36 protein-coding genes are annotated in these 22,302 nt (G+C 65.5%); 1 reads left to right on the forward strand and 35 read right to left on the reverse strand.

Annotated elements, in window-relative coordinates; all coding sequences use genetic code 11:
* Positions 1-41: 41 nt before the first annotated feature.
* The 14 genes from E4191_RS12960 to rplO form a co-directional block, all read right to left on the reverse strand.
* Positions 42-755, reverse strand: a complete 714-nt coding sequence (locus E4191_RS12960) for an ATP12 family chaperone protein (RefSeq protein ID WP_135313771.1) — start codon at positions 753-755, stop codon at positions 42-44.
* On the reverse strand, positions 752-1,408 hold the full coding sequence (locus E4191_RS12965) for an HAD-IA family hydrolase (protein WP_135313772.1): 657 nt from the start codon (positions 1,406-1,408) through the stop codon (positions 752-754). The genes E4191_RS12960 and E4191_RS12965 overlap by 4 nt, the downstream gene beginning before the upstream one ends.
* Positions 1,405-2,460: an RluA family pseudouridine synthase gene (locus tag E4191_RS12970; protein WP_135313773.1), complete on the reverse strand. Its 1,056-nt coding sequence runs from the start codon at positions 2,458-2,460 to the stop codon at positions 1,405-1,407. The genes E4191_RS12965 and E4191_RS12970 overlap by 4 nt, the downstream gene beginning before the upstream one ends.
* Positions 2,457-2,828 (reverse strand): fluoride efflux transporter FluC, encoded by a 372-nt coding sequence (locus E4191_RS12975; protein WP_135313774.1) that lies wholly within the window; start codon positions 2,826-2,828, stop codon positions 2,457-2,459. The genes E4191_RS12970 and E4191_RS12975 overlap by 4 nt, the downstream gene beginning before the upstream one ends.
* A gap of 32 nt (positions 2,829-2,860) precedes the next feature.
* The gene (locus E4191_RS12980; protein WP_135313775.1) at positions 2,861-4,177 is read right to left on the reverse strand and encodes a replication-associated recombination protein A; all 1,317 of its coding nucleotides are present in this window, start codon (positions 4,175-4,177) and stop codon (positions 2,861-2,863) included.
* A gap of 34 nt (positions 4,178-4,211) precedes the next feature.
* Positions 4,212-4,802: an acyl-homoserine-lactone synthase gene (locus E4191_RS12985; protein ID WP_135313776.1), complete on the reverse strand. Its 591-nt coding sequence runs from the start codon at positions 4,800-4,802 to the stop codon at positions 4,212-4,214.
* Positions 4,803-4,861: 59 nt separating this feature from the next.
* Complete coding sequence (locus tag E4191_RS12990) at positions 4,862-5,473, reverse strand: helix-turn-helix transcriptional regulator (protein WP_135313777.1); 612 nt, start codon at positions 5,471-5,473, stop codon at positions 4,862-4,864.
* A 287-nt stretch (positions 5,474-5,760) separates the two neighbouring features.
* Positions 5,761-6,180, reverse strand: a complete 420-nt coding sequence (rplQ, locus tag E4191_RS12995) for a 50S ribosomal protein L17 (RefSeq protein ID WP_135313778.1) — start codon at positions 6,178-6,180, stop codon at positions 5,761-5,763.
* Between the two features lie 111 nt (positions 6,181-6,291).
* Positions 6,292-7,308 carry a DNA-directed RNA polymerase subunit alpha gene (locus E4191_RS13000; protein ID WP_119885000.1) on the reverse strand — a complete coding sequence of 339 codons (1,017 nt, stop codon included), beginning with the start codon at positions 7,306-7,308 and terminating at the stop codon, positions 6,292-6,294.
* Between the two features lie 117 nt (positions 7,309-7,425).
* Complete coding sequence (gene rpsK / locus E4191_RS13005) at positions 7,426-7,815, reverse strand: 30S ribosomal protein S11 (RefSeq protein WP_042247912.1); 390 nt, start codon at positions 7,813-7,815, stop codon at positions 7,426-7,428.
* Positions 7,816-7,827: 12 nt separating this feature from the next.
* On the reverse strand, positions 7,828-8,196 hold the full coding sequence (gene rpsM, locus E4191_RS13010) for a 30S ribosomal protein S13 (RefSeq protein WP_135313779.1): 369 nt from the start codon (positions 8,194-8,196) through the stop codon (positions 7,828-7,830).
* A 155-nt stretch (positions 8,197-8,351) separates the two neighbouring features.
* Positions 8,352-8,999 (reverse strand): adenylate kinase, encoded by a 648-nt coding sequence (locus tag E4191_RS13015; protein WP_135313780.1) that lies wholly within the window; start codon positions 8,997-8,999, stop codon positions 8,352-8,354.
* A gap of 75 nt (positions 9,000-9,074) precedes the next feature.
* On the reverse strand, positions 9,075-10,445 hold the full coding sequence (gene secY, locus E4191_RS13020) for a preprotein translocase subunit SecY (RefSeq protein WP_135313781.1): 1,371 nt from the start codon (positions 10,443-10,445) through the stop codon (positions 9,075-9,077).
* 109 nt (positions 10,446-10,554) lie between these two features.
* The gene (gene rplO / locus E4191_RS13025) at positions 10,555-11,034 is read right to left on the reverse strand and encodes a 50S ribosomal protein L15 (protein ID WP_135313782.1); all 480 of its coding nucleotides are present in this window, start codon (positions 11,032-11,034) and stop codon (positions 10,555-10,557) included.
* Positions 11,035-11,266: 232 nt separating this feature from the next.
* Between rplO and E4191_RS13030 the strand changes: the two genes are divergently transcribed.
* Positions 11,267-11,887: a hypothetical protein gene (locus tag E4191_RS13030; RefSeq protein ID WP_135313783.1), complete on the forward strand. Its 621-nt coding sequence runs from the start codon at positions 11,267-11,269 to the stop codon at positions 11,885-11,887.
* Here the strand turns inward: E4191_RS13030 and E4191_RS13035 are convergent.
* From E4191_RS13035 to rpsJ, 21 genes are all read right to left on the reverse strand, one after another.
* A complete protein-coding gene (locus E4191_RS13035; RefSeq protein ID WP_135313784.1) occupies positions 11,884-12,585 on the reverse strand; it encodes a hypothetical protein in 702 nt (233 codons plus the stop codon). The two genes, E4191_RS13030 and E4191_RS13035, sit on opposite strands and share 4 nt — an antisense overlap.
* Positions 12,586-12,763: 178 nt before the next feature.
* The gene (gene rpmD / locus E4191_RS13040; RefSeq protein ID WP_135313785.1) at positions 12,764-12,949 is read right to left on the reverse strand and encodes a 50S ribosomal protein L30; all 186 of its coding nucleotides are present in this window, start codon (positions 12,947-12,949) and stop codon (positions 12,764-12,766) included.
* Between the two features lie 12 nt (positions 12,950-12,961).
* A complete protein-coding gene (gene rpsE, locus E4191_RS13045; RefSeq protein WP_135313786.1) occupies positions 12,962-13,546 on the reverse strand; it encodes a 30S ribosomal protein S5 in 585 nt (194 codons plus the stop codon).
* A 131-nt stretch (positions 13,547-13,677) separates the two neighbouring features.
* Entirely contained in the window at positions 13,678-14,037 is a 360-nt protein-coding gene (gene rplR / locus E4191_RS13050) for a 50S ribosomal protein L18 (RefSeq protein WP_135313787.1), read from the reverse strand.
* A 12-nt stretch (positions 14,038-14,049) separates the two neighbouring features.
* Positions 14,050-14,583: a 50S ribosomal protein L6 gene (gene rplF, locus E4191_RS13055; protein WP_135313788.1), complete on the reverse strand. Its 534-nt coding sequence runs from the start codon at positions 14,581-14,583 to the stop codon at positions 14,050-14,052.
* A gap of 10 nt (positions 14,584-14,593) precedes the next feature.
* Complete coding sequence (rpsH, locus tag E4191_RS13060) at positions 14,594-14,986, reverse strand: 30S ribosomal protein S8 (protein WP_135314472.1); 393 nt, start codon at positions 14,984-14,986, stop codon at positions 14,594-14,596.
* A 16-nt stretch (positions 14,987-15,002) separates the two neighbouring features.
* Complete coding sequence (rpsN, locus tag E4191_RS13065; protein WP_135313789.1) at positions 15,003-15,308, reverse strand: 30S ribosomal protein S14; 306 nt, start codon at positions 15,306-15,308, stop codon at positions 15,003-15,005.
* A 19-nt stretch (positions 15,309-15,327) separates the two neighbouring features.
* Positions 15,328-15,888, reverse strand: coding sequence for a 50S ribosomal protein L5 (gene rplE / locus E4191_RS13070; RefSeq protein ID WP_135313790.1), 561 nt, complete (start codon positions 15,886-15,888; stop codon positions 15,328-15,330).
* The gene (gene rplX, locus E4191_RS13075; protein WP_135313791.1) at positions 15,888-16,193 is read right to left on the reverse strand and encodes a 50S ribosomal protein L24; all 306 of its coding nucleotides are present in this window, start codon (positions 16,191-16,193) and stop codon (positions 15,888-15,890) included. Before rplX ends, rplE begins: the two co-directional genes overlap by 1 nt.
* A complete protein-coding gene (gene rplN / locus E4191_RS13080; protein WP_022708219.1) occupies positions 16,193-16,561 on the reverse strand; it encodes a 50S ribosomal protein L14 in 369 nt (122 codons plus the stop codon). Before rplN ends, rplX begins: the two co-directional genes overlap by 1 nt.
* A gap of 78 nt (positions 16,562-16,639) precedes the next feature.
* On the reverse strand, positions 16,640-16,885 hold the full coding sequence (gene rpsQ, locus E4191_RS13085) for a 30S ribosomal protein S17 (protein ID WP_135313792.1): 246 nt from the start codon (positions 16,883-16,885) through the stop codon (positions 16,640-16,642).
* A gap of 12 nt (positions 16,886-16,897) precedes the next feature.
* On the reverse strand, positions 16,898-17,104 hold the full coding sequence (gene rpmC / locus E4191_RS13090) for a 50S ribosomal protein L29 (RefSeq protein WP_135313793.1): 207 nt from the start codon (positions 17,102-17,104) through the stop codon (positions 16,898-16,900).
* Between the two features lie 211 nt (positions 17,105-17,315).
* On the reverse strand, positions 17,316-17,729 hold the full coding sequence (rplP, locus tag E4191_RS13095) for a 50S ribosomal protein L16 (RefSeq protein ID WP_042247870.1): 414 nt from the start codon (positions 17,727-17,729) through the stop codon (positions 17,316-17,318).
* Between the two features lie 12 nt (positions 17,730-17,741).
* A complete protein-coding gene (rpsC, locus tag E4191_RS13100) occupies positions 17,742-18,452 on the reverse strand; it encodes a 30S ribosomal protein S3 (RefSeq protein ID WP_135313794.1) in 711 nt (236 codons plus the stop codon).
* Positions 18,452-18,832 (reverse strand): 50S ribosomal protein L22, encoded by a 381-nt coding sequence (gene rplV / locus E4191_RS13105; RefSeq protein WP_131574402.1) that lies wholly within the window; start codon positions 18,830-18,832, stop codon positions 18,452-18,454. Before rplV ends, rpsC begins: the two co-directional genes overlap by 1 nt.
* 5 nt (positions 18,833-18,837) lie before the next feature.
* Positions 18,838-19,116: a 30S ribosomal protein S19 gene (rpsS, locus tag E4191_RS13110; protein ID WP_131574401.1), complete on the reverse strand. Its 279-nt coding sequence runs from the start codon at positions 19,114-19,116 to the stop codon at positions 18,838-18,840.
* A 3-nt stretch (positions 19,117-19,119) separates the two neighbouring features.
* The gene (gene rplB, locus E4191_RS13115; RefSeq protein ID WP_131574400.1) at positions 19,120-19,959 is read right to left on the reverse strand and encodes a 50S ribosomal protein L2; all 840 of its coding nucleotides are present in this window, start codon (positions 19,957-19,959) and stop codon (positions 19,120-19,122) included.
* Positions 19,960-20,053: 94 nt separating this feature from the next.
* Positions 20,054-20,350, reverse strand: a complete 297-nt coding sequence (locus tag E4191_RS13120; protein WP_135313795.1) for a 50S ribosomal protein L23 — start codon at positions 20,348-20,350, stop codon at positions 20,054-20,056.
* A complete protein-coding gene (gene rplD / locus E4191_RS13125) occupies positions 20,347-20,967 on the reverse strand; it encodes a 50S ribosomal protein L4 (RefSeq protein ID WP_131574398.1) in 621 nt (206 codons plus the stop codon). The genes E4191_RS13120 and rplD overlap by 4 nt, the downstream gene beginning before the upstream one ends.
* Positions 20,964-21,857, reverse strand: coding sequence for a 50S ribosomal protein L3 (rplC, locus tag E4191_RS13130; protein WP_135313796.1), 894 nt, complete (start codon positions 21,855-21,857; stop codon positions 20,964-20,966). The genes rplD and rplC overlap by 4 nt, the downstream gene beginning before the upstream one ends.
* A gap of 11 nt (positions 21,858-21,868) precedes the next feature.
* Entirely contained in the window at positions 21,869-22,177 is a 309-nt protein-coding gene (gene rpsJ, locus E4191_RS13135) for a 30S ribosomal protein S10 (RefSeq protein ID WP_135313797.1), read from the reverse strand.
* Between the last annotated feature and the right edge of the window lie 125 nt (positions 22,178-22,302).

The following is a 22,302-nucleotide window of genomic DNA, read 5'->3' on the forward strand; positions in this document are numbered from 1 at the left end:
ACTTCACGCGTCAAGAACCCCGTCCGCAACAGGACACGCTTTCAACCCCGCCGCGAGAGGGTCCACAGCCGTTCTGCCCATCCGATGGACAGCCTGCGGCCCTCGGCCGCCTCGCGCGCCTCGTCATCCGCACCCCATCGCTCGATCTGGAAATCCTCGTCGATGCGCGACAGCCGGTGCGCCTCGGCCCCGTCGATGCGCCCCGCCACGACCGCCAGTCCCAGCACCAGAGAGCCGGGAATCGTGACCAGATCGTGCAATGCGGTCAGCCCGTAAAGGTCCAGCGCGTCGATCTGCGCGCGCAGGCGGTCCAAGGCGAGCGGATCCTGGTCGATCGGAATCACCCCGTGGGTGATGCGCAGCGGTGCGCGCAATTGCGTCGCCGCCCAATCGATCAGCGGATCCCAGTCCTTCGCCTGACGGGCGATCAGCACCTCGGGTTCGGTTGCCCGATAACACAGCAGGTCGGTGCCGCCATATTCGGCAAGCATGGCAGCGACGGCCCCCATCTGCGGGGCGACCTTCTCGACCGCCGAATTGACGGCGCGGGTCAGCGGCATGGACCAGGGGTCGATGATGCCCTGCTGTGCCTTCCATTCCGCGGCCACGGCCTGGGCCAGCGCCTCGGTCGGCAGGATTAGGCGGTGCTTGCCCGGCGTCAGCAGCTGGCGGTCGTCCAGCAGGATCTCGACCCCGCCCTCGGCCTCGCGCAGGCCGACCGTCGTCCAGAACCGCCGGGCTTTCCATTCGCTCATGCCGCCCACTCCTCGATGGCCTGCGTCAGCGCGGCGAAATCGTCCGCGATGCGTGCCGCCCCGGCCTGCGTCAGCGCCGCGACGGGGTGATAGCCCCAGCTGACCCCGAAGCCGGTCATCCCGGCCGCCCGCGCCATCTCCATGTCAAAGCTCGTGTCGCCGATCATCACCGCGCGCCCGACCTCGGTCCCCGTCTCGGCCAGGGCCGCCTGCAGCATCGAGGGATGCGGCTTCGACGGATGCCCGTCCGCCGTCTGCAGGCTAAGGAACCGCCCCTGCAGCCCATGCGCGGCGATCATCGCGTCCAGCCCCCGGCGCGACTTGCCCGTGGCCACCGCCAGGATCAGGTCGTCGCGCCCGGCCAGCCGGTCGAGGCAGTCCATCGCCCCATCGTAAAGCGGCGCGGCATGGTCCAGCCGCGCCTGCATGAAGCTGTCCTTGTAGCCCGCCACGATGCGCGCCTGCATCTCGGCATCCGCCTCGGGCGCCAGCTGCGCCACCGCCACGGGCAGCGACAGGCCGACGATGGACAGGACCTGCGCCTTGGGCAGCGGTGCCAGCCCCACCTGCGCGAAGCCGTGGCTCATCGCGTGGTGGATATGGGTCTGGCTGTCGATCAGCGTGCCGTCGACATCGAAGACGACCAGCCTCATTCGACCTCCGCGAACGGATCGTCGGGCACGTCGTTCTCGTGCCAGCCCACGGATTTCCACGTCCGGCCCATATGCTCGGGCAGGGGCGCGGTGATCGTCATGCGCTTCTTGGTGATCGGATGGTCGAAGGTGATGGAGCGCGCGTGCAGATGCAGCTTCTTGCTGATCTCGCCGCCCAGCTGCGCGCCCCAGCCATCGCCCAGGTTCTCCTGCCCCGAGCCGCCATACTTGCCGTCGCCGACGATGGGATGGCCCAGTTCCGCCATGTGGGCGCGCAGCTGGTGCGTGCGCCCGGTGATCGGCACCAGCGCGCACCAGCTGGCCCGCGTGGCCAGCGCGTCCAGCACCGCGTAATCGGTGGTGGCGCGCTTGGCGCCCTCGGTCTTGTCGATGTCGCGGGGATGGACGGCCATCATCTTCTCGTTGTCGCCGCCGCGCCCCGAGCCGCCCTTGACCAGACCGTAGCGGATCGTGCCCATGCGCGGATGCGGCACGCCCGCCACGGCGGCCCAATAGATCTTGCGCGTGGTGCGCGACCGGAACGCCTCGGACAGCGCGCGCGCCACCCGGTCGGTGCGCGCCAGCAGCAGCACGCCCGAGGTGTCCTTGTCCAGCCGGTGGACCAGCTTGGGCCGTTCCTTGAAACCGAACAGCAGGGCCGTGGTCAGCCCGTCGACATGCCGCCCGCCCAGGCCGCTGCCGCCTTGGCTGGGCAGGCCGGGGGGCTTGTTCAGGGCGATGATATGCTCGTCCTTCCACAGCACGGCCCCTTGGATCATCTGCTCGTCGCTGTCGCTGACGCGGGGGCCCAGGGGCCGCTCGGAGCGTTCGGCCGCGGGCTGTGCGTCGGGCAGCGGCGGGATGCGCACCTCCTGCCCCGGCGCGATGCGGGTGGCGGCCTTCACGCGGCCCCCGTCGACGCGCAGCTCTCCCTTGCGGCACATCTTCTCGATGGCCACCTGCGACAGCCGCGGAAAGCGTTTCTTCAGCCAGCGGTCCAGACGCATCTCTGCGTCGTCGTCGCCCACCATGATCGTCTGCACGGCACTCATGCCCAAATTCCTCGTCCCAAGGCCAGACCCGCCATCACCGCCGCCAGCGACAGCAGAACCGATCCCGCCACATAGGTCAGCGCAATCATGCCCTGTCCCCGTTCCCACATCGCCAGCGTATCCAGCGAAAAGGCCGAAAATGTCGTGAACCCGCCCAGAAGGCCCGTCAGCAGCAAGGGGGCCCAGGCATTTCCCAGCCTGTGCGCCAAGAGCGCGGCCAGCAGGCCCATCGCGAAGCTGCCCAGCACATTGACCAGCCCCGTCGCCAGCCCGACCGAGGCCCAGTGCGGCGGCACCAGCCGGTAGATGCCATAGCGGCAGACCGAGCCCAGGGCCCCGCCGATCGCGACCTGCAGAAAGGGGTTCATGGCCGCGTCTGTGTCGCCGCGCGCGCGCAAAGTCAACCGCCGCGCTTCAGCCGCTGGCTGACGAACCATTCCAGGCGGCGCTTCAGCTCGCGTTCGAAGCCGCGTTCGACCGGGACATACAGCACCGGGCGCTTCAGCCCGTCGGGAAAATAGTTCTGGCCGCTGAACCCGTCGGTCGCGTCGTGGTCATAGGCATAGCCCTCGCCATAGCCCTGATCCTTCATCATCTTCGTGGGCGCGTTCAGGATATGGGCGGGAGGCATCAGGCTGCCGGTGCGTTTGGCCTCGGCGCGGGCGTTCTTGTAGGCGGCGTAGCCCGCGTTGGATTTCGGGGCCAGCGCCAGATAGATCACCGCCTGCCCCAAGGCCAGCTCGCCCTCGGGCGAGCCCAAGCGTTCGTACAGCGCCCAGGCATCCAGGCAATGCCGGGCGGCGGCGGGGTCGGCCAGGCCGATATCCTCGATCGCCATGCGGGTGATGCGGCGGGCCAGATAGCGCGGGTCCTCGCCCCCCTCCAGCATCCGCGCCAGCCAGTAGAGCGCCGCATCCGGGTCGCTGCCCCGCACCGACTTGTGCAGGGCCGAGATCAGGTTGAAATGCTCGTCCCCCGACTTGTCGTATTTCGCGGCGCGCTTGTTCAGCCGCTGCGCCAGAGTGTCGGGATCGATCTTGCCCGCCAGCTTCCACGCCGCCACCTGCTCGATCAGGTTCAGCGCGGCGCGGCCGTCGCCATCCGCCATCTCCAGCAGCGCGTCGCGGGCCTTGGCGTCCAAGGGCAGCTTGCGGCCCAGCTCGCGTTCGGCACGTTGCGCCAGCAGCTCCAGATCGGCCAGCGACAGGCGCTCCAGCACCACGACCTGCGCGCGCGACATCAGCGCGGCGTTCAGCTCGAAGGACGGGTTCTCGGTCGTGGCGCCGACCAGAAGGATGGTCCCATCCTCCATGTGCGGCAGGAAGCTGTCCTGCTGCGCCTTGTTGAAGCGGTGGATCTCGTCGACGAACAGCAGCGTGGCGCGGCCCTGCGTGCGGCGCAGGCGGGCGGCCTCGAAGACCTTGCGCAGGTCCGGCACGCCGGTGAAGATCGCGCTGATCTGCACGAAGGCCAGATCCGTCTCGTCCGCCAGAAGCCGCGCGATGGTGGTCTTGCCCACGCCCGTTGGTCCCCAGAGGATCAGCGAGGACAGGCTGCCCGCCCCCAGCATGGCACCAAGCGGACCGTCCGGCCCAAGCACCTTCGCCTGCCCGATGACCTCGGACAGGCGCGCGGGGCGGATGCGGTCGGCCAAGGGACGGACCCCTGCCGGGGGCGCGGGGTCGGAGGGCGGGGCGGTGTCGAACAGATCGGCCATGGCGGCTCCCCTTTCGGGCGCTTGCCTGCCGGGTCTAGTGCATTTTGGCGGTCAGGTCGATGGCGACGCACTGGAACTCGCCGTCGTCGATCTGCATCTTGGGGCCGATCGCGGCGGCGGTCAGGCCGCAGCGGCCGTACCAGCGCGGCCAGTGCGACCCGGTCAGCGCGATCAGCTGCGTGGCGCCCAGATCGCGGGCCGATCCGGTCATCGCGTCGACCATCGCGAAATGCACCTTGCGGCGATAGGCCTGCGGGATCGCATGGCTGACGAAGACGCGCGAGCATTCCCAGACCTGCGCATCGACCGGCGCCTTGTCGTACAGCAGGTCCTGCGGGATCGAGCCGCCCAGGATCCCCTCCTGCGCATCGCGGATCATGTAGGAATAGATGCCGCAGCGGGCCGAGGTCGGCGTCAGGCGGATGCCCGCCAGGATCAGGCCCTTGTCATGGATGGCGATCCAGCGGCTTTGCGGCGTGTCGTACTGGTCGAACTCCATGTCCTCGGATTCGGGGAGGCTCCAGTTCTGCTGGACGATGAAGCTTTGCTTGCGGGCGCGGAACAGGTTGGCGAACAGCTCTCCGTGGTTGTGGAGATTGGAAAAGGAAAGCGTCGTGGTCTGCATCTTCTACTCCTGGCGAAACGAGGGCACCCAGATCCGCCTCGCGGCCGTTCGGGTAAAGTCTACAGCAACCGGTATTCCTTGGCCCTTTGCAGCGCCTCGGCCGTGGTGCGGGCCTTCAGGCGTTCGCGGACCGAGATCAGCCGGGCCTTGAACGCGCTTTCGGTGATGCCAAGCTTGGCGGCGGCGGCGGCATGCCGGTCGCCTTGCGCAATGCAGCGCAGGGCTTCCTTCTGGGCCTTGGTCAGGCTGGCCGGCGGCTCGGTCAGCTCGTGCAGTCGCTGCACCGTGGTCGCGACCTCCTCGATCTCCTTGTCCGAGAACTCGCGGTCCGCCCGGGCGAACGAGGCGATGGTGCGCGAGGCGATGGGGCCGGTGGAGAAGGTCAGCCCGTAGGTCAGCCCGTGATCCGCCGCATCGCGCAGGATGTTGAACGGATCGGGGATCGGCAGGGCAGACCAGCGGCAGGCCCCGGTCGTCGAGAACCCCCAGGCAATGGTGGGGTCGCGAAGCGCGTAGGCGTTCTTGGAATAGAATTCGGACCATTCTTCTGCATAAGTCTGGAATTGCATCAGAGGGGCTGCAAAACGGATGTGCAGGCCTACAAAATATCCGGCCTGGGCGATCGTGCCCAGTTTCCGAAGTCCACCGTTAATGTCTGCACGTGATGACATGGCTTTTTAGATATATTGATGTTGCTGGGGTCAATGTCCAAAATAAACCAATTGATTTTTATTCGCTGCCAGCAGGGCTGTGCCGCCTGTCAAAGCAGCATGTCTGACGTGCGGGTGAAAAAGATCAATAGGCCCGTTCCTGCAGATGATAGTCATCGGATGCCTCCGGCGGAAGCCAAGATGTACCGTCTGCCCTTACGTCATGCGATACACCCTTCTGTCAACGGAAAAACCCCGTCGCGAGGATCGCGCCGGGGTTTCGGGATTCTTGTCGCAGGGGGAAGAGATCAGTCTTCCGAGGCGAATTCGGTTTCAAGACGCGCGCGGTCCGCCGCACCCTTGGCCGAGGTGTCGCGGTCGACCAGCTCGATGATCGCCATCGGGGCCATGTCGCCATAGCGGAAGCCGGCCTTCATGATGCGGACATAGCCGCCCTGACGGTCCTTGTAGCGCTCGCCCAGGACGTCGAACAGCTTGGCCACGTGCATGTCCTGCTTGAGCTGCGAATTCGCCTGGCGGCGCGCATGCAGGTCGCCACGCTTGGCCAGCGTGATCAGTTTCTCGACGATCGGACGCAGTTCCTTGGCTTTCGGCAAGGTGGTCTTGATCTGCTCGTGCTCGATGAGCGAGCCCGACATGTTGGCGAACAGCGCCTTGCGGTGTTCGTGGGTCCGGTTGAGGCGGCGATAGCCGCGAGCGTGACGCATGATGATCTCCTAGTGCGTGTTTTGCTTTGTCCGGCAGCCCATGCGTGCGGGCCACTCTCCTTGGGGCAGATGCCCGGCAGTCCCGGCGGGGGAGGACCCCCGCCGTCTCTCTCAGAACTGGTCGTCGAAACGCTTGGCCAGATCCTCGATGTTCTCCGGCGGCCAGTCGACCACGTCCATGCCCAGATGCAGGCCCATGCCCGACAGCACTTCCTTGATCTCGTTCAAGGACTTGCGGCCGAAGTTCGGGGTCCGCAGCATCTCGGCCTCGGTCTTCTGGATCAGGTCGCCGATATAGACGATGTTGTCGTTCTTGAGGCAGTTGGCCGAACGGACCGATAGCTCCAGCTCGTCGACCTTCTTCAGCAGGCGCGGATCGAATTCCAGGCCATCGTCGCTGTCCTGGCGCGTCGCCGATTCGGGCTCGTCGAAGTTCACGAACACCGACAGCTGGTCCTGGACGATGCGCGCGGCATAGGCCACGGCATCCTCGGGGGTCAGCGATCCGTCGGTCTCGATCTTCATGGTCAGCTTGTCATAGTCCAGGACCTGCCCCTCGCGGGTGGGCTGGACCTCGTAGCTGACGCGCTTGACCGGCGAGAAGATCGCGTCGATCGGGATCAGCCCGATGGGCGCATCCTCGGGACGGTTCTTGTCTGCGGCAACATAGCCCTTGCCCGTCTGCACGGTCAGTTCCATGTTCAGTTCGGCGCCATCGTCGAGGTGGCAGATGACATGGTCGCGGTTCAGCACGGTGATGCCGGCCGTTTCCTGGATGTCGCTGGCCTTGACCTCGCCCGGGCCCTTGGCGGACAGGGTCAGGCGCTTGGGGCCTTCGACGTCCATCTTGAGCGTGACGCCCTTGAGGTTCAGGACGATGTCGGTCACGTCCTCGCGGACGCCCGCGACGCTGCTGAACTCGTGCAGGACGTTATCGATCTGCACGGCGGTGATGGCGCCGCCCTGCAGCGACGACATCAGCACGCGGCGCAGCGCGTTGCCAAGCGTCAGGCCGAAGCCCCGCTCCAGCGGCTCGGCAACCAGAGTTGCCGTGCGGGTCGCGTCGGCGCCCGGCTTGACGACCAGCTGGGTGGGCTTGATCAGTTCGGCCCAATTCTTGTGGATCATGGATTTTCCTCCATACCTGTCTGCCGCCCATGTCCAAGGCAGCAAACGCCCGAGGTGAAATGCGAACGTCCGGCCCGTGCGGAAATCCCGCGCGGGCCGGTCAATGATGATCCAGGATCAGACGCGCCGACGCTTGGGCGGGCGGCAGCCGTTATGGGCGATCGGCGTCACGTCACGGATGGCCGTGATGTTGAAGCCGGCGGCGGCCAGCGCGCGCAGCGCCGATTCGCGGCCCGAACCGGGGCCCTGGACTTCGACGTCCAGCGTGCGGACGCCATGTTCCTGCGCCTTGCGGCCGGCGTCTTCGGCAGCCATCTGGGCAGCGTAGGGGGTCGACTTGCGCGAACCCTTGAAGCCCATCGTGCCGGCCGAGGACCATGCGATCGCATTGCCCTGGACGTCCGAGATCAGGATCTTGGTGTTGTTGAAGCTGGAATTCACATGCGCAACGCCGGTGGCGATGTTCTTGCGTTCCTTGCGCTTCATGCGGGTCTTGTCACGTGCCATGTCGCTTGCCCCTTATTTCTTCTTGCCGGCGATCGGCTTGGCCGGGCCCTTGCGGGTGCGCGCATTGGTGTGCGTGCGCTGGCCACGGACCGGAAGGCCGCGACGGTGGCGAAGACCGCGATACGAGCCCAGGTCCATCATGCGCTTGATGTTCATCTGGACTTCGCGGCGCAGGTCGCCCTCGACGGTCAGGTTGGCATCGATGTATTCGCGGATGGACAGGACCTCGGCATCCGACAGGTCGTTGATGCGGCGGGACTGGTCGATCCCGGTCGCTTCGCAGATCTGCGTCGCGAAGAGCGAGCCGATGCCATGGATGTAGGTCAGTGCGATGGGGACGCGTTTCCCCGTCGGAATGTTGACGCCAGCAATACGAGCCACGCGTTTTCCTTTTCAGTTGCGGTTCCGTAACGCCGGAACCTTTTTTCACAACGCAAGGCCCGAAAGCTGTGCCTTCGGGCCAAATCGATGGTCCACCCGCGATCCGGGTGATTCTCTTGCGAGATGGTGTGACTTATCGGCAGTTCACGACAAGGTCAAGCCGTCAGCGCGGCGGCAATCTGGGACGATACCTCGTCCATCTCGGCCAGCCCGTCGACCTGCGCCAGCTTGTCCTTGGCATAGTAGTAGCCGATCAGCGGCGAGGTCTTCTTGTAATATTCCAGCAGCCGCGTCTTGAGGCTGTCGGCATTGTCGTCGGCCCGCCGCATCAGGTTGGTCGATCCGCAGGCGTCGCAGGTGCCGGGCACCTGCGTGGGCTTCGTCTCGTCGTGATAGACCTCGCCGCAATTGCCGCAGGTGAAGCGGCCGGTGATGCGGCGCACCAGCGCCTCGTCATCGACCTGCATCTCGATCACCGCGTCCAGGGTCATCCCGGTCTCGGCCAGCAGCGCGCCCAAGGCATCGGCCTGCGGCAGGGTGCGGGGGAAGCCGTCGAAGATGAAGCCGTTGCCGCCAGAGGCCAGCTGCTCGCGGATCAGGCCGATGACGATCTCGTCGGTGACCAGCTCGCCCCGATCCATAACCCCGGCCACCATCCGGCCCATCTCGGTCCCCGAGGACCGCGCGGCGCGCAGCATGTCCCCGGTGGACAGCTGGACCATGCCCCGCTCCTCGACGAGGCGCCGGGCCTGGGTGCCCTTGCCCGCGCCCGGCGGCCCCAGCAGGATGATGTTGATGGTCATGGCGTGTCCCCCTCGGATTGATGGCCCTTCATGTGGCCTTGTCAGCAACGGTTGATCCGGTGTCGCGGCGGCTCCTCAGCGCCGCGACGGTGTGCGGCGCGGCTTGGGCGTGCCGGGCTTGCGCTTGCCGCGCAGCTGCGATTTCTCGATCAGCCCCTCGTACTGATGCGCCAGCAGGTGGCTCTGCACCTGGTTGATCGTGTCCATGGTGACCGAGACCACGATCAGCACCGAGGTGCCGCCCAGATAGACCGGGATCGAGAACTGGTCGCGCAGGATCTCGGGCATCAGGCAGACGAGGGCCAGATAGCCCGAGCCGATGACCAGCAGGCGGTTCACCACATAGTCCAGATAGTCCTGGGTCCGCTTGCCCGGCCGGATGCCGGGGATGAAGCCGCCCTGGTTCTTCAGGTTCTCGGCCACGTCGTCGGTCTTGAAGGACACGTTCTGGGTGTAGAAGTAGGTGAAGAAGACGATCATCGCCGCGAAGAACAGCAGGTACAGCGGCTGCCCGGGGCCGAAATAGGCCAGGATCACCGACATGACCGGCCCGGCCTCGTTGCCCGAGAAGGTCGAGATGGTGATCGGCAGCAGCAGAAGCGAGCTGGCGAAGATCGCGGGGATCACGCCGGCGGGGTTGACCTTGACCGGCAGGTGGCTGGTCTGGCCGTCATAGACCTTCATGCCGACCTGGCGCCGGGGATACTGGATGCGGATCTTGCGCAGCGCCCGTTCCATGAAGACCACGAAGGCGATGATGGCCACCAGCATCACGATCACGAACAGGATCACCGGGGTCGAGATGGCGCCCGTGCGGCCCTGCTGGAAGAAGGTCGCCAGCGCGGCCGGGATCTCGGCCAGGATGCCCACGAAGATGATCAGCGAGATGCCGTTGCCGACGCCGCGCGCGGTGATCTGCTCGCCCAGCCACATCAGGAACATGGTGCCGCCGACCAGCGTGATGACCACCGATGCCTGGAAGAACAGCCCCGGCTCGTGCGCCAGGCCCCCGGCCTCCAGGCTGCGGGCCAGGCCATAGGCCTGGAACAGCGCCAGCGCCACGGTGCCATAGCGGGTGTACTGGTTGATCTTCTTGCGGCCCTGCTCGCCTTCCTTCTTCAGCTGTTCCAGCGACGGGACCATCGAGGTCAGAAGCTGCACGATGATCGAGGCCGAGATGTAGGGCATGATGCCAAGCGCGAAGACGCCCATCCGGCCAAGCGCGCCGCCGGTGAACATGGACAGCATGCCGCCGATGCCGGTGGACGCCTGCTCCATGAAGTTGCGCAGCGCGGCGCCGTCGATGCCAGGCACCGGGATGTAGGTGCCGATGCGGTACATGATCAGCACGCCGATCGTGAACCAGATCCGCTGGCGAAGTTCCGTGGCCCGGCCGAGCTGCCCCCAGGAGAGGTTCGCGGCCATCTGTTCTGCGGCTGACGCCATGCTGTTCCGTCCCGTGTCATGACAGCGCCGCCGGCCCGTTTTCGCGGGGACCGGCGGCGCCTGAAAACCTAGTTGCTATCTATGGGGCGGATGCGCCCCGATCAACAGCTTATTCAGCCGCCGCTGCTGCTTGCGCGGGCAGCTGGACCTTGCCGCCGGCTTTCTCGACCGCCTCGACGGCCGCCTTCGACGCGCCCGTGACGGTGATGGTCAGGCCACCCTTCAGCTCGCCCTTGGCCAGCAGACGGATGCCGTCCAGCTTGCGGCGCACCAGGCCCGACGCGACCAGCGCGTCCTCGGTCAGTTCGGCCGCGCCGTCGATCTTGCCGGCGTCGATGAAGCCCTGGATCTGGCCCAGGTTCACGACGGCATAATGCTTGGCGTTCGGCTTGGTGAAGCCGCGCTTGGGCAGGCGGCGGTACAGCGGCATCTGGCCGCCCTCGTATCCGCCGATGGCCACACCCGAGCGGGACTTCTGACCCTTGATGCCGCGCCCGGCGGTCTTGCCCTTGCCCGAACCCGGGCCGCGCGCGACGCGCTTCTTGGTGCGGTTGGCGCCGTCGTTGTCGCGGATTTCATGCAGTTTCATGTCGCTTCTCCTCTGCCGGACACACCCTCGAAGCGAAACAGGGGGCCACGGCTTTTCTTGATTGATGAATCACTGTGCCATTAGGCACCGGCGGGCTATACGCGCAAACCTCTCCGCGTTCAAGCGATCTGCCACAGGGCCTGCGGAAACGAACCCCTCACACCAGCTTGTGTCTTGAGTGCCCCGCCCCGCTTGCTACCTAGGGGCGAACCCAAGACCCCGAAGGCATCCCATGTTCCGTCCGACCCTCATCGCCCTGGCCCTGCTGGCCGCCGCCCCCGCGCTTGCGCAAGAGGCCGAGCCCACCTTCTGCACCGCGCGCATCAACGACCGCGACGTGGTGATGGGCTATGACAAGGCCGAGGCACGGCTGTCCGAGAACTATTCCCGGCGCGAACAGCTGGCCGCGCGGATCGGCGGCGAGGCCTGCCCCAGCTATGTGGTCCTGCGCAGCCTGACCCCGGAACTGAGCGACGACGAGCGCGGCCCCTTCTGCCTGCGCCATGACGAGGGCAGCGAATCCGTGATCGGCTATGACCTGGGCCCGCGCGACGCCTATGGCCGCTGCGAGGAACCCTCGGGCCTGTGCCGCCGCGTGAACCGCACGCGCGAGGCCTCGGTCGCCATCGCGGGGGCGGCGGCGCGGCGCAGCTTCAACGGGGTCGAGACGGCGGCGGGCACGAAGTCGGGCGCGGTGATCCTGTCGGGGACGGCGGGAACCATCACCAGCGCGCTCGGCTCCATCGGCGGGGCGGCGGCGGCGGTCGCCTCGGCCCCCGCGGTGATCGCCGGGGCGGCGGTCAGCGTCGTCGCGGTGGGCGGCGCGGTCTATGCCTGCAGCGACGCGCGCTAGAAGGCCAGCCAGCTGCCAATCCTGACCGCCCGTTCGGCGGGACCGTGCAGCGGCTGGACCAGCCCCAGCTCCAGCTGCACCGGGCCATGAACCGCGAAGACCAGCGACGAGGCCAGCTTGGCCGTGGCCTCGGCTTCGCGCCGATCCTCCAGCCACAGGCTGTTGACGACCATCAGCCGATCGGTGGGGCGCAGCCCCAGGGTCAGGTCGGCCTTGAGCGTGGTCTCGGCGATGCGGAAGGCCCGCGCGGCGGCAGTGCCGCCCGTCGCGTCGGGCAGGTCCGGCCCCCCGGCGGCCCGCGCGGTCAGCTGCGCCGTCATCCAGCCGCCGCCCGCCGGGCCCTCGAAGCCCCGGCCCCAGGCCAGCGTCCCCTGCGCCACCGGCAGGGTCCGGTCCTGCCGCCGCACGACCCCTGCCCCGGCCGACAGGCTGACCCGATGCGGCCCCTGACCGTCGTCCAGCGATCGCTGCGCCCAGACCACCGCGCTGAGGTCCCCCTGCCCCGAACGGCCGACCTCCAGCCCCAGGGTCGTCACCGCCAGCCCGTATTCGCCGTAGAGGCTGGCATAGCGGTTGCCCTCGACATCCCGCTCGACCGACAGCGACAGGAAGGTCTGCCCCGGCTCGCGGGGCCAGGGGCCCGCGGCGGCGGCCAGGGGTGTCAGGCAAAGCAGCAGGACGAACAGGGATCGCATCATCGGGGGCCAGGTCGCAGCGTCTCGATCCGATGCTACAGCAACCCAAGGTTGCAAGCGAGACTCTATTGCGCGCGATTTCTGGCCTGCCCAGGGTTCGGGCAGGACATGCACAAAGGGCCGGGATGCGGATCCCGGCCCTTCTCCGACTGAGGCGGGACGCCGAAGCGCCCCGATCCGATCAGTTCTTTTCTTCGATGATGGTCACAAGATGCGGGATCTTGTTGACCATGCCGCGCACGGAGGGAGTGTCCTCCAACTCGCGGGTGCGGTTCATCTTGTTCAGGCCCAGACCCTTCAGGGTCGCGCGCTGTTCGGCGGGGCGGCGGATCGGGGACCCGATCTGCTTGACGACGATGGTTGCCATGTCTGCTGCTCCTTACGCGTCGACGGCGACGGCGTCAGCCGTCTTGTCGGTCGGAGTGGAAGCCTGCGGCAGGATGTCGGCCACCTTCTTGCCGCGACGGGTCGCGACCGAACGGGGGCTCGATTCCTTCTTCAGGCCGTCGATCGTGGCGCGGATCATGTTGTAGGGGTTCTGCGACCCCTGCGACTTGGCCACGACGTCCTGCACGCCCAGCATCTCGAACACGGCGCGCATCGGGCCGCCCGCGATGATGCCGGTGCCCGGAACGGCGGTGCGCATGATCACCTTGCCGGCGCCATGACGGCCTTCGATGTCATGGTGCAGGGTGCGGCCGTCGCGCAGCGGCACGCGGACCAGACCGCGCTTGGCCTGCTCGGTCGCCTTGCGGATGGCCTCGGGGACCTCCTTGGCCTTGCCCTTGCCGAAACCGACGCGGCCGCGCTGGTCGCCCACGACGACCAGAGCCGCGAAGCCAAAGCGCTTGCCGCCCTTGACGGTCTTGGACACGCGGTTGATGGCAACCAAGCGGTCCTGGAATTCCGGGTTCTCTTCGCGGTCATTGCGACCGCCCCGGCGATTGTTGTCACGTTCTGCCATGAGGCATTCCTTATCAGGTGGCGCGCGCCTGGCGCCGGTTGTCTCGATCCCGGTGAACCGCCCCAAGGCAAGGGGCGGGTTCCCGGATCATCGGGGCGGCGCCCTCCGCAAGGAAGGCGCCACCCGCAGGATCAGAACTTGAGGCCACCCTCGCGGGCGGCGTCGGCCAGGGCCTTGACCTTCCCGTGGAAGATGAAGCCGCCACGGTCGAACACGACCTCCTCGACGCCGGCGGCTTTCGCACGCTCGGCAATCGCGGCGCCGATCTTGGCCGCAGCCTCGACGTTGTTCTTGCCGACCAGGCCGAAGTCCTTCTCCAGCGTGCTGGCCGAGGCCAGGGTCACGCCCTTCAGGTCGTCGATGACCTGAACGAAGATGTTCTTCGATGACCGGTGGATCGACATGCGCGGACGACCGTTCGACATCGCCCGCAGTTTGTTCCGAACACGCATGCGGCGCTTCTGGAACAGCTCTTGCTTTTTCAGTGCCATTTCATGCGCCCCTTACTTCTTCTTGCCTTCCTTGCGGAAGACGAACTCGCCCTTGTAGCGGATGCCCTTGCCCTTGTAGGGCTCGGGCTTGCGCCACTCGCGGATGTTCGCGGCGACCTGGCCAACAAGCTGCTGGTCCATGCCTTCCACAACGATTTCGGTCTGCTTCGGGGCCGAGACGGTCACGCCTTCCGGAACCTCGAAGATCACGTCATGCGAGTAACCCAGGGCCAACTTCAGGTCCTTGCCCTGCATGTTGGCGCGGTAACCCACACCCTGGATTTCCAGCTCTTTCTTGAACCCGGTGGACACGCCCACGGTCAGATTCTCGACCATCGAGCGGGTCATCCCCCACTGCTGGCGCGCGCGCTTGGACAATCCGCGCGGCTTGACCGCGACGGAACCGTCTTCCAGCACCAGATCCACATCATCGGTCGCCGTGAAGCTGCGGGCGCCTTTCGGCCCCTTCACTTCGATGGTCTGACCCTTGATCTCGGCCGTCACGCCCTTGGGCAGTTCGACCGGCTTCTTACCAATACGAGACATTCTGCCCTCCTTAGAACACGGTGCAGAGGACTTCGCCGCCGACGTTGGCGTGGCGAGCCGCTGCATCCGACATGACGCCCTTCGGGGTCGAGACGATCGAGACGCCCAGACCTTGACGGACCTGCGGGATTTCCTTGGCGCCGGTATAGACCCGGCGACCAGGCTTCGAGACCCGCGACAGTTCCCGGATGACCGGGCTGCCGTCGTGGTACTTCAGACCGATTTCCAGCTCTTTGTGGCCTTCGGTCGTGGTCACTTCCTCATAGCCGCGGATGTAACCTTCGTTCTTGAGCACGTCCAAAACCCAAGCGCGCAGCTTGGAGGCGGGGGTGCGGACGGTCGATTTGCCGCGCATCTGCGCATTGCGGATGCGGGTCAGCATATCGCCGAGAGGATCGTTCATCATGTTGTGTGCCCCCTTACCAGCTGGACTTGACCAGGCCGGGGATCTGACCGAGCGAGCCGAGCTCGCGCAGCATGATCCGCGACAGTTTCAGTTTGCGGTAATACGCATGCGGACGACCGGTAAGCTGGCACCGGTTGTGCAGACGCGTGGCCGACGAATTGCGCGGCAGTTCGGCCAGCTTCAGCGTGGCCTTGAACCGCTCTTCCATCGGGCGGGACTGGTCCTTGATGACCTCGTTCAGCTCGGCACGCTTTGCGGCGTACTGCTGGACCAGACGTTCGCGCTTCTTCTCGCGCTCGACCATGGATTTCTTTGCCATATCTTCTTTCCCTCCGCGATCAGCTGGTGAACGGCATGTTGAAATGCTTCAACAGCGACTTCGCTTCCGCGTCGGTCTTCGCGTTGGTGCAGATGATGATGTCCATCCCCAGAACTTCGTCGACCTTGTCGAAGTTGATTTCCGGGAACACGATGTGTTCTTTCAGGCCCATCGCATAGTTGCCACGGCCGTCGAAGGACGACGACTTGACGCCGCGGAAGTCGCGGACGCGGGGCAGGGCGATGTTGATCAGGCGGTCCAGGAATTCGTACATCCGGTCGCCGCGCAGGGTCACCTTGCAGCCCAGAGGCATCTCCTCCCGCACGCGGAAGCCGGCGATCGACTTCTTGGCATGGGTGATGACGGCCTTCTGACCGGCGATCAGCGACAGCTCGTCGGCGGCCTGCTTGACCTTCTTGGTGTCCTTGACGGCCTCGCCGACACCCATGTTCAGGACGATCTTGTCCAGACGCGGGATCTGCATGTCGTTCTTGTAGCTGAACTCTTCCTTCAGCGCGGCCTTGATCGTCTCTTGGAACACCGCGCGCAGGCGGGGCGTGTATTTTGCGTCGTCCAGCATCAGATCACGTCTCCCGTGGTCTTGGCAAAGCGGACCTTGCCGCCGTCTTCCATGCGGAAGCCGACGCGGGTGGCCTTGCCGTCCTTGTCCATCAGCGCCAGGTTCGACAGGTCGATCGGCATGGCTTTCGCCACGCGGCCGCCTTGGCTGTTCTGGGACTGCTTGGTGTGGCGGATGGCAACGTTCACGCCGTCGACGACGGCCTTGTTGTCCTTGGGCATGACAGCGGTGATCTCACCCTGCTTGCCCTTGTCCTTGCCGGCCAGCACGACGACCTTGTCGCCTTTTTTCAGCTTGGCAGCCATTACAGCACCTCCGGCGCAAGCGAGATGATCTTCATGAAGTTCTTCGCGCGCAGTTCGCGCACGACCGGCCCGAAGATGCGGGTGCCGACCGGCTCGCCCTGATTGTTCAGGATGACGGCGGCGTTGCGGTCGAAGCGGATGGAGGTGCCGTCTTCACGGTTCACTTCCTTGGCGGTGCGAACGACGACGGCCTTGCGGACGTCCCCCTTCTTCACCCGGCCCCGAGGGATGGCTTCCTTCACGGACACGACGATGATGTCGCCCACCGACGCATAGCGACGGTGCGAACCACCCAGGACCTTGATGCACTGAACCCGGCGAGCGCCCGAGTTATCAGCAACATCCAGATTGGTCTGCATCTGGATCATTTGGTTTCTCCCGACCTTTGGGGACCGCCACATGGCGCCCCAGGGTTTCGATCATTTCTGATCTGTGATGATGGACTTTTAGGCCGAAGCCGCTTCGTCCGTCAGGACAGTCCAGCGTTTCGTCTTCGAGATCGGGGCGCATTCGACGATGCGAACGAGGTCCCCGATCTTGAACTGGTTCTGCGCGTCATGCGCGCGGTATTTCTTCGACGAGCGCACGATCTTGTGCAGCACGGGATGCTTGAAGCGGCGCTCGACAGAGACGGTGATCGTCTGTTCGTTCTTGTCGCTGGTGACGCGGCCTTGCAGAATGCGTTTGGGCATGACCGGGGCTCCTTAGTTCGAGGCCGCGGCGTCTGCCGCTTTCTGGTTCAGAATCGTCTTCACACGGGCAACGTCGCGACGGACGACACGCATGCGGGCGGTGCTTTCAAGCTGGCCGGTCGCCTGCTGGAAACGCAGGTTGAAGGCCTCTTTCTTCAGCGCAACCAGCTGATCCTTCAGCTGGTCGGGCGTCTTCGTCAGCAATTCTTTGGCGTCCATGACGCGTCTTCCTTTCAACATCACCGGAGAGCCCCTGTCGCCAGGGCCACCCTGATTCCGGTGGAGTTTCGTGATGAAGGCCTGCGCATACAGGCGCAGCACCCCGATTGCAACCCTTTTCCCCGGAGCCGGAAAAAAGGAGGCCCCGCCGGTCGCCCGGCGGAGCCTTTGTTCGGCGGTCGCAGGGTGGGGTTCACCCCCACCCGACCCCTCACCAGTCTTCGCGCGCCACGATCCGGGTCAGGACCGGCAGCTTCATCGCGCCGAGGCGCAGGGCCTCGCGGGCGATGACGTCATTGACGCCGTCGATTTCGAACATGATCCGGCCGGGATGGACCCGGGCCGCCCAGAAGTCGACCGAGCCCTTCCCCTTGCCCATCCGCACTTCGGTGGGCTTTGACGAGACCGGGACGTCCGGGAAGATCCGGATCCAGACCCGGCCCTGACGCTTCATGTGGCGGGTGATCGCGCGGCGGGCCGCCTCGATCTGCCGCGCGGTCACACGCTCGGGCTCGGTGGCCTTCAGGGCGAACGAGCCGAAGTTCAGGTCGAACCCGCCCTTTGCCTCGCCATGGATCCGGCCCTTGTGCTGTTTGCGGAACTTCGTCCGTTTCGGTTGCAGCATGTTTTCTACTCCTTACCGGGCGTCGCGGCGCGGGCCACGGGGCGCGGGGCCTTCCTGAGCCTCGGCAGTGCGGCGATCATGGGCCTGGGGATCATGTTCCATGATCTCGCCCTTGAAGATCCACACCTTCACACCGATGATCCCGTACGGGGTCGTGGCTTCGGACAGTGCATAATCGATATCGGCGCGCAGCGTGTGCAGCGGCACACGACCTTCGCGATACCATTCGGTCCGTGCGATCTCGGCACCGCCGAGACGGCCGGCGACGTTCACACGGATGCCCAGGGCCCCCATGCGCATCGCGTTCTGGACCGAGCGCTTCATGGCGCGGCGGAACGAGACCCGACGCTCCAGCTGCTGGGCGATCGACTCGGCGACCAGCTGCGCATCGACGTCGGGCTTGCGCACTTCGACGATGTTCAGGTGCAGCTCGCTGTCGGTGAAGTTCGCCAGCTTCTTGCGCAGGGTTTCGATATCCGCGCCCTTCTTGCCGATGATGACACCGGGGCGTGCGGCGTGAATGGTCACGCGGCACTTCTTGTGGGGACGCTCGATGATGACGCGGCTGATGCCGGCCTGCTTGGCCTCCGTATGGATGAAGCCCCGGATCTTCAGGTCTTCAAGCAGCAGATTGCCATAGTCCTTGTCGTCGGCGTACCAGCGGCTGTCCCAGGTGCGGTTGACCTGGAGGCGCATGCCGATCGGATTGACCTTCTGACCCATTACGCTTGCTCCTCGACTTGGCGCACCTTGATGGTGATTTCCGAAAACGGCTTCATGATCTTGCCGAAGCGGCCACGTGCCCGCGGACGGCCACGCTTCATCACCAGGTTCTTGCCGACCCAGGCCTCGGCGACGACCAGATTGTCGACGTCCAGACCGTGGTTGTTCTCGGCATTCGCGATGGCCGACTGCAGGCACTTCTTCACGTCACCGGCGATCCGCTTGTGCGAGAAGGTCAGGTCGGACAGCGCCTTGTCGACCTTCTTGCCCCGGATCAGCTGTGCGACCAGGTTCAGTTTCTGCGGCGAGGTGCGAAGCATCTTCGTCTTGGCGAAGGCCTCGTTCTCCGCCACGCGGCGCGGATTGTTTTCCTTACCCATGGCGATTACTTCCTCTTCGCTTTCTTGTCGGCCGCGTGACCGTAATAGGTCCGCGTGGGCGAATATTCACCGAATTTCTGACCGATCATCTCTTCGCTGACATTCACCGGGATATGCTTGTGCCCGTTGTAGACGGCAAAGGTGAGGCCCACGAATTGCGGCAGGATCGTGGAACGGCGCGACCAGATCTTGATGACCTCGGACTTGCCGGATTCTTTGACCTTTTCCGCCTTCTTGAGCACATAGGCGTCAACAAAGGGGCCTTTCCAAACAGAACGTGCCATGGATCAACGCCCCTTCTTTTTCGCGTGGCGCGAACGCAAGATATACTTGTCGGTCGCCTTGTTGCTGCGGGTCTTCTTGCCCTTGGTGTCTTTACCCCAGGGCGTGACCGGCGTGCGGCCACCCGACGTGCGACCCTCACCACCACCATGCGGGTGGTCGATCGGGTTCATGGCGACGCCGCGGACGCTCGGGCGGATGCCCTTGTGGCGGTTGCGGCCGGCCTTGCCGAGGTTCTGGTTCGAATGGTCGGCATTCGACACGGCACCGATGGTGGCCATGCATTCCTGACGGACCAGACGCAGCTCGCCCGAGGACAGGCGGATCTGGGCATAGCCGCCGTCGCGACCGACGAACTGGGCATAGGTGCCCGCCGAACGGGCGATCTGGCCGCCCTTGCCGGCCTTCAGCTCGACATTGTGCACGATCGTGCCGATCGGCATGCCGCTGAAGGGCATGGCGTTGCCCGGCTTCACGTCGACCTTGGCGCCGGCGATGATCTTGTCGCCAATCGCCAGTCGCTGCGGCGCCAGGATATAGGCCTGCTCGCCGTCTTCGTATTTCACCAGCGCGATGAAGGCGGTGCGGTTGGGATCGTACTCGATCCGCTCGACGACCGCCGCCATGTCGAACTTGGTGCGCTTGAAATCGACGATGCGATACAGGCGCTTCGCCCCACCGCCCTTGCGGCGCATGGTGATCCGTCCGGTATTGTTCCGGCCGCCCTTCTTGGTCAGGCCCTCGGTGAGGGTCTTGACGGGGCGTCCTTTCCAAAGCTCCGAACGGTCGATCAGAACCAGCCCGCGCTGGCCAGGCGTCGTCGGTTTATACGACTTCAATGCCATCTTTCTGTCTTCCGTTGCTTTGGACCGAGGTGGTCCGTTTCAGTCACATGCGGCAGCCCCGGACGGGCCGGGGCTGCCAGATCGCGGCCGGTGCTTACAGACCGGTCGAGACGTCGATGGTGCTGCCGGCTTCCAGCGTCACATAGGCCTTCTTGACGTCGCTGCGACGGCCGGGCTGGCCGCGGAAGCGCTTGGTCTTGCCCTTGGTGATGGTGGTGTTGACCGCCTTCACCTTGACGCCGAACAGGGCCTCGACGGCCTGCTTGATCTGCGGCTTGTTGCTGTCCTTGGCCACCTGGAACACGACGCCGTTGTTGGCCGAGGTCATGGTGGCTTTTTCGGTGATGATCGGCTTGACGATCACGTCGTAATGTTCAGCTTTCGCGCTCATTTCAGACGAGCCTCCAGAGCTTCGACACCGGCGCGCGTGATGACCAGGGTGTCACGCTTGAGGATGTCATAGACGTTGGCGCCCATCGACGGCAGGATGTCCACGCCTTCGATGTTGCGCGCGGCACGGGCAAAGTTCTCGTTCACTTCGGCACCGTCGATGACCAGCACGCGCTTCCAGCCGTTCTCGCGAACGGCCTTGGCGACGGCGGCGGTCTTGGCGTCGGCGAGGTTCAGATCCTCGATGATCACCAGTTCGCCCGCCGTGGCTTTCGCCGACAGGGCATGACGCAGACCCAGGGCACGGACCTTCTTGGGCAGATCGAAGGCGTGCGAGCGCGGGGTCGGGCCCTTGTAGACGCCACCCTTGCGGAAGATCGGCGCCTTGCGGGACCCGTGGCGTGCGCCGCCGGTGCCCTTCTGGCGATAGATCTTCTTGGTCGAGTAGCTGACCTCGGACCGGCCCAGCACCGAGTGGGTGCCGGCCTGCGCCTTGGCATGCTGCCAGCGCACGACGCGCTGCAGGATGTCGCCGCGCGGCTCCAGCCCAAACACGTCGTCCGACAGGTCGATCGACCCGGCAGCGCCGGAGTCCAGCTTGATCACATCAAGTTTCATTGCTTGTCTCCTTCCGGCGCGGCGTCGTCTTCGGCGACCGGATCCGCATTCGGATCGGCGGCTTCCTTGTCCGACTTGATCGACTCTTCGGCCTCGGCCAGGGCGGCGGCCTCCTGCTCGGCGGCCAGACGGGCGGCCTCCTCGCGGGCGGCTTCTTCCTCGGCGGCGGCGGCGGCGGCGGCCTCTTCAGCCAGACGCTTGGCCTCGTTCGCGGCAGAGCGCAAAGCGGCGGGATAGATCAGGTTCTCGGGCGTGGCCTTCTTGACCGCGTCCTTGATCGTGACCCAGCCACCCTTGGACCCGGGAACCGAGCCCTTGACCATGATCAGGCCCCGGTCGCTGTCGGTGCGCACGACCTGCAGGTTCTGCGTGGTCACGCGGACGGCGCCCAGATGGCCGGCCATCTTCTTGCCCTTGAACACCTTGCCGGGGTCCTGGCACTGGCCGGTCGAACCGTGCGAGCGGTGGCTGACCGACACGCCGTGCGAGGCGCGAAGACCGCCGAAGTTGTGGCGCTTCATGGCGCCCGCAAAGCCCTTGCCGATCGAGATGCCCGCGATGTCCACGAACTGACCTGCAAAGTAGTGATCCGCGGTGATTTCCTCACCGACATTGATCAGGTTCTCTTCGGCGACGCGGAATTCCACGATCTTGCGCTTGGGCGCGACCGAGGCTTTCGCGAAGTGACCGCGCATGGCGGCGGTGGTCCGCTTGACCTTGGCCGTGCCGGCGCCCAGCTGGACGGCGGTGTAGCCGTCGGTCGCGGCGGTGCGCTGAGCGATGACCTGAAGGCCGTCCATCTGCAGCACGGTGACGGGAACCTGACGGCCATCCTCGAGGAACAGACGCGTCATGCCCAGCTTCTTGGCGATGATACCAGTACGCAACATGATTTCGCTCCTCAGACCTTGATCTCGACATCCACGCCGGCGGCGAGGTCGAGCTTCATGAGGGCGTCCACGGTCTGCGGCGTCGGGTTGACGATGTCCAGCAGACGCTTGTGCGTGCGGATCTCCCACTGGTCGCGCGACTTCTTGTCGATGTGCGGACCGCGAAGGACGGTGAATTTCTCGATCTTGTTCGGCAGCGGAATGGGGCCGCGAACGGTCGCGCCGGTGCGCTTGGCGGTGTTGACGATCTCTTGGGTGCTGGCATCCAGCACACGATAGTCAAACGCCTTCAGCCGGATCCGGATATTCTGGCTTTGCATATGGAAGACATCCCTCTTGCGGGGAGTTCCAGTCGAGAGGCTGACGACGCACCACGCGGGGCCAGCATCGGACCGTAAAAAATGACAGCAGGCCGCCCCGGTGGGTGGCGGCCCGATCCAAGGTC

Source organism: Paracoccus liaowanqingii, from assembly GCF_004683865.2.
GTDB classification, from domain to species: Bacteria; Pseudomonadota; Alphaproteobacteria; order Rhodobacterales; family Rhodobacteraceae; genus Paracoccus; species Paracoccus liaowanqingii.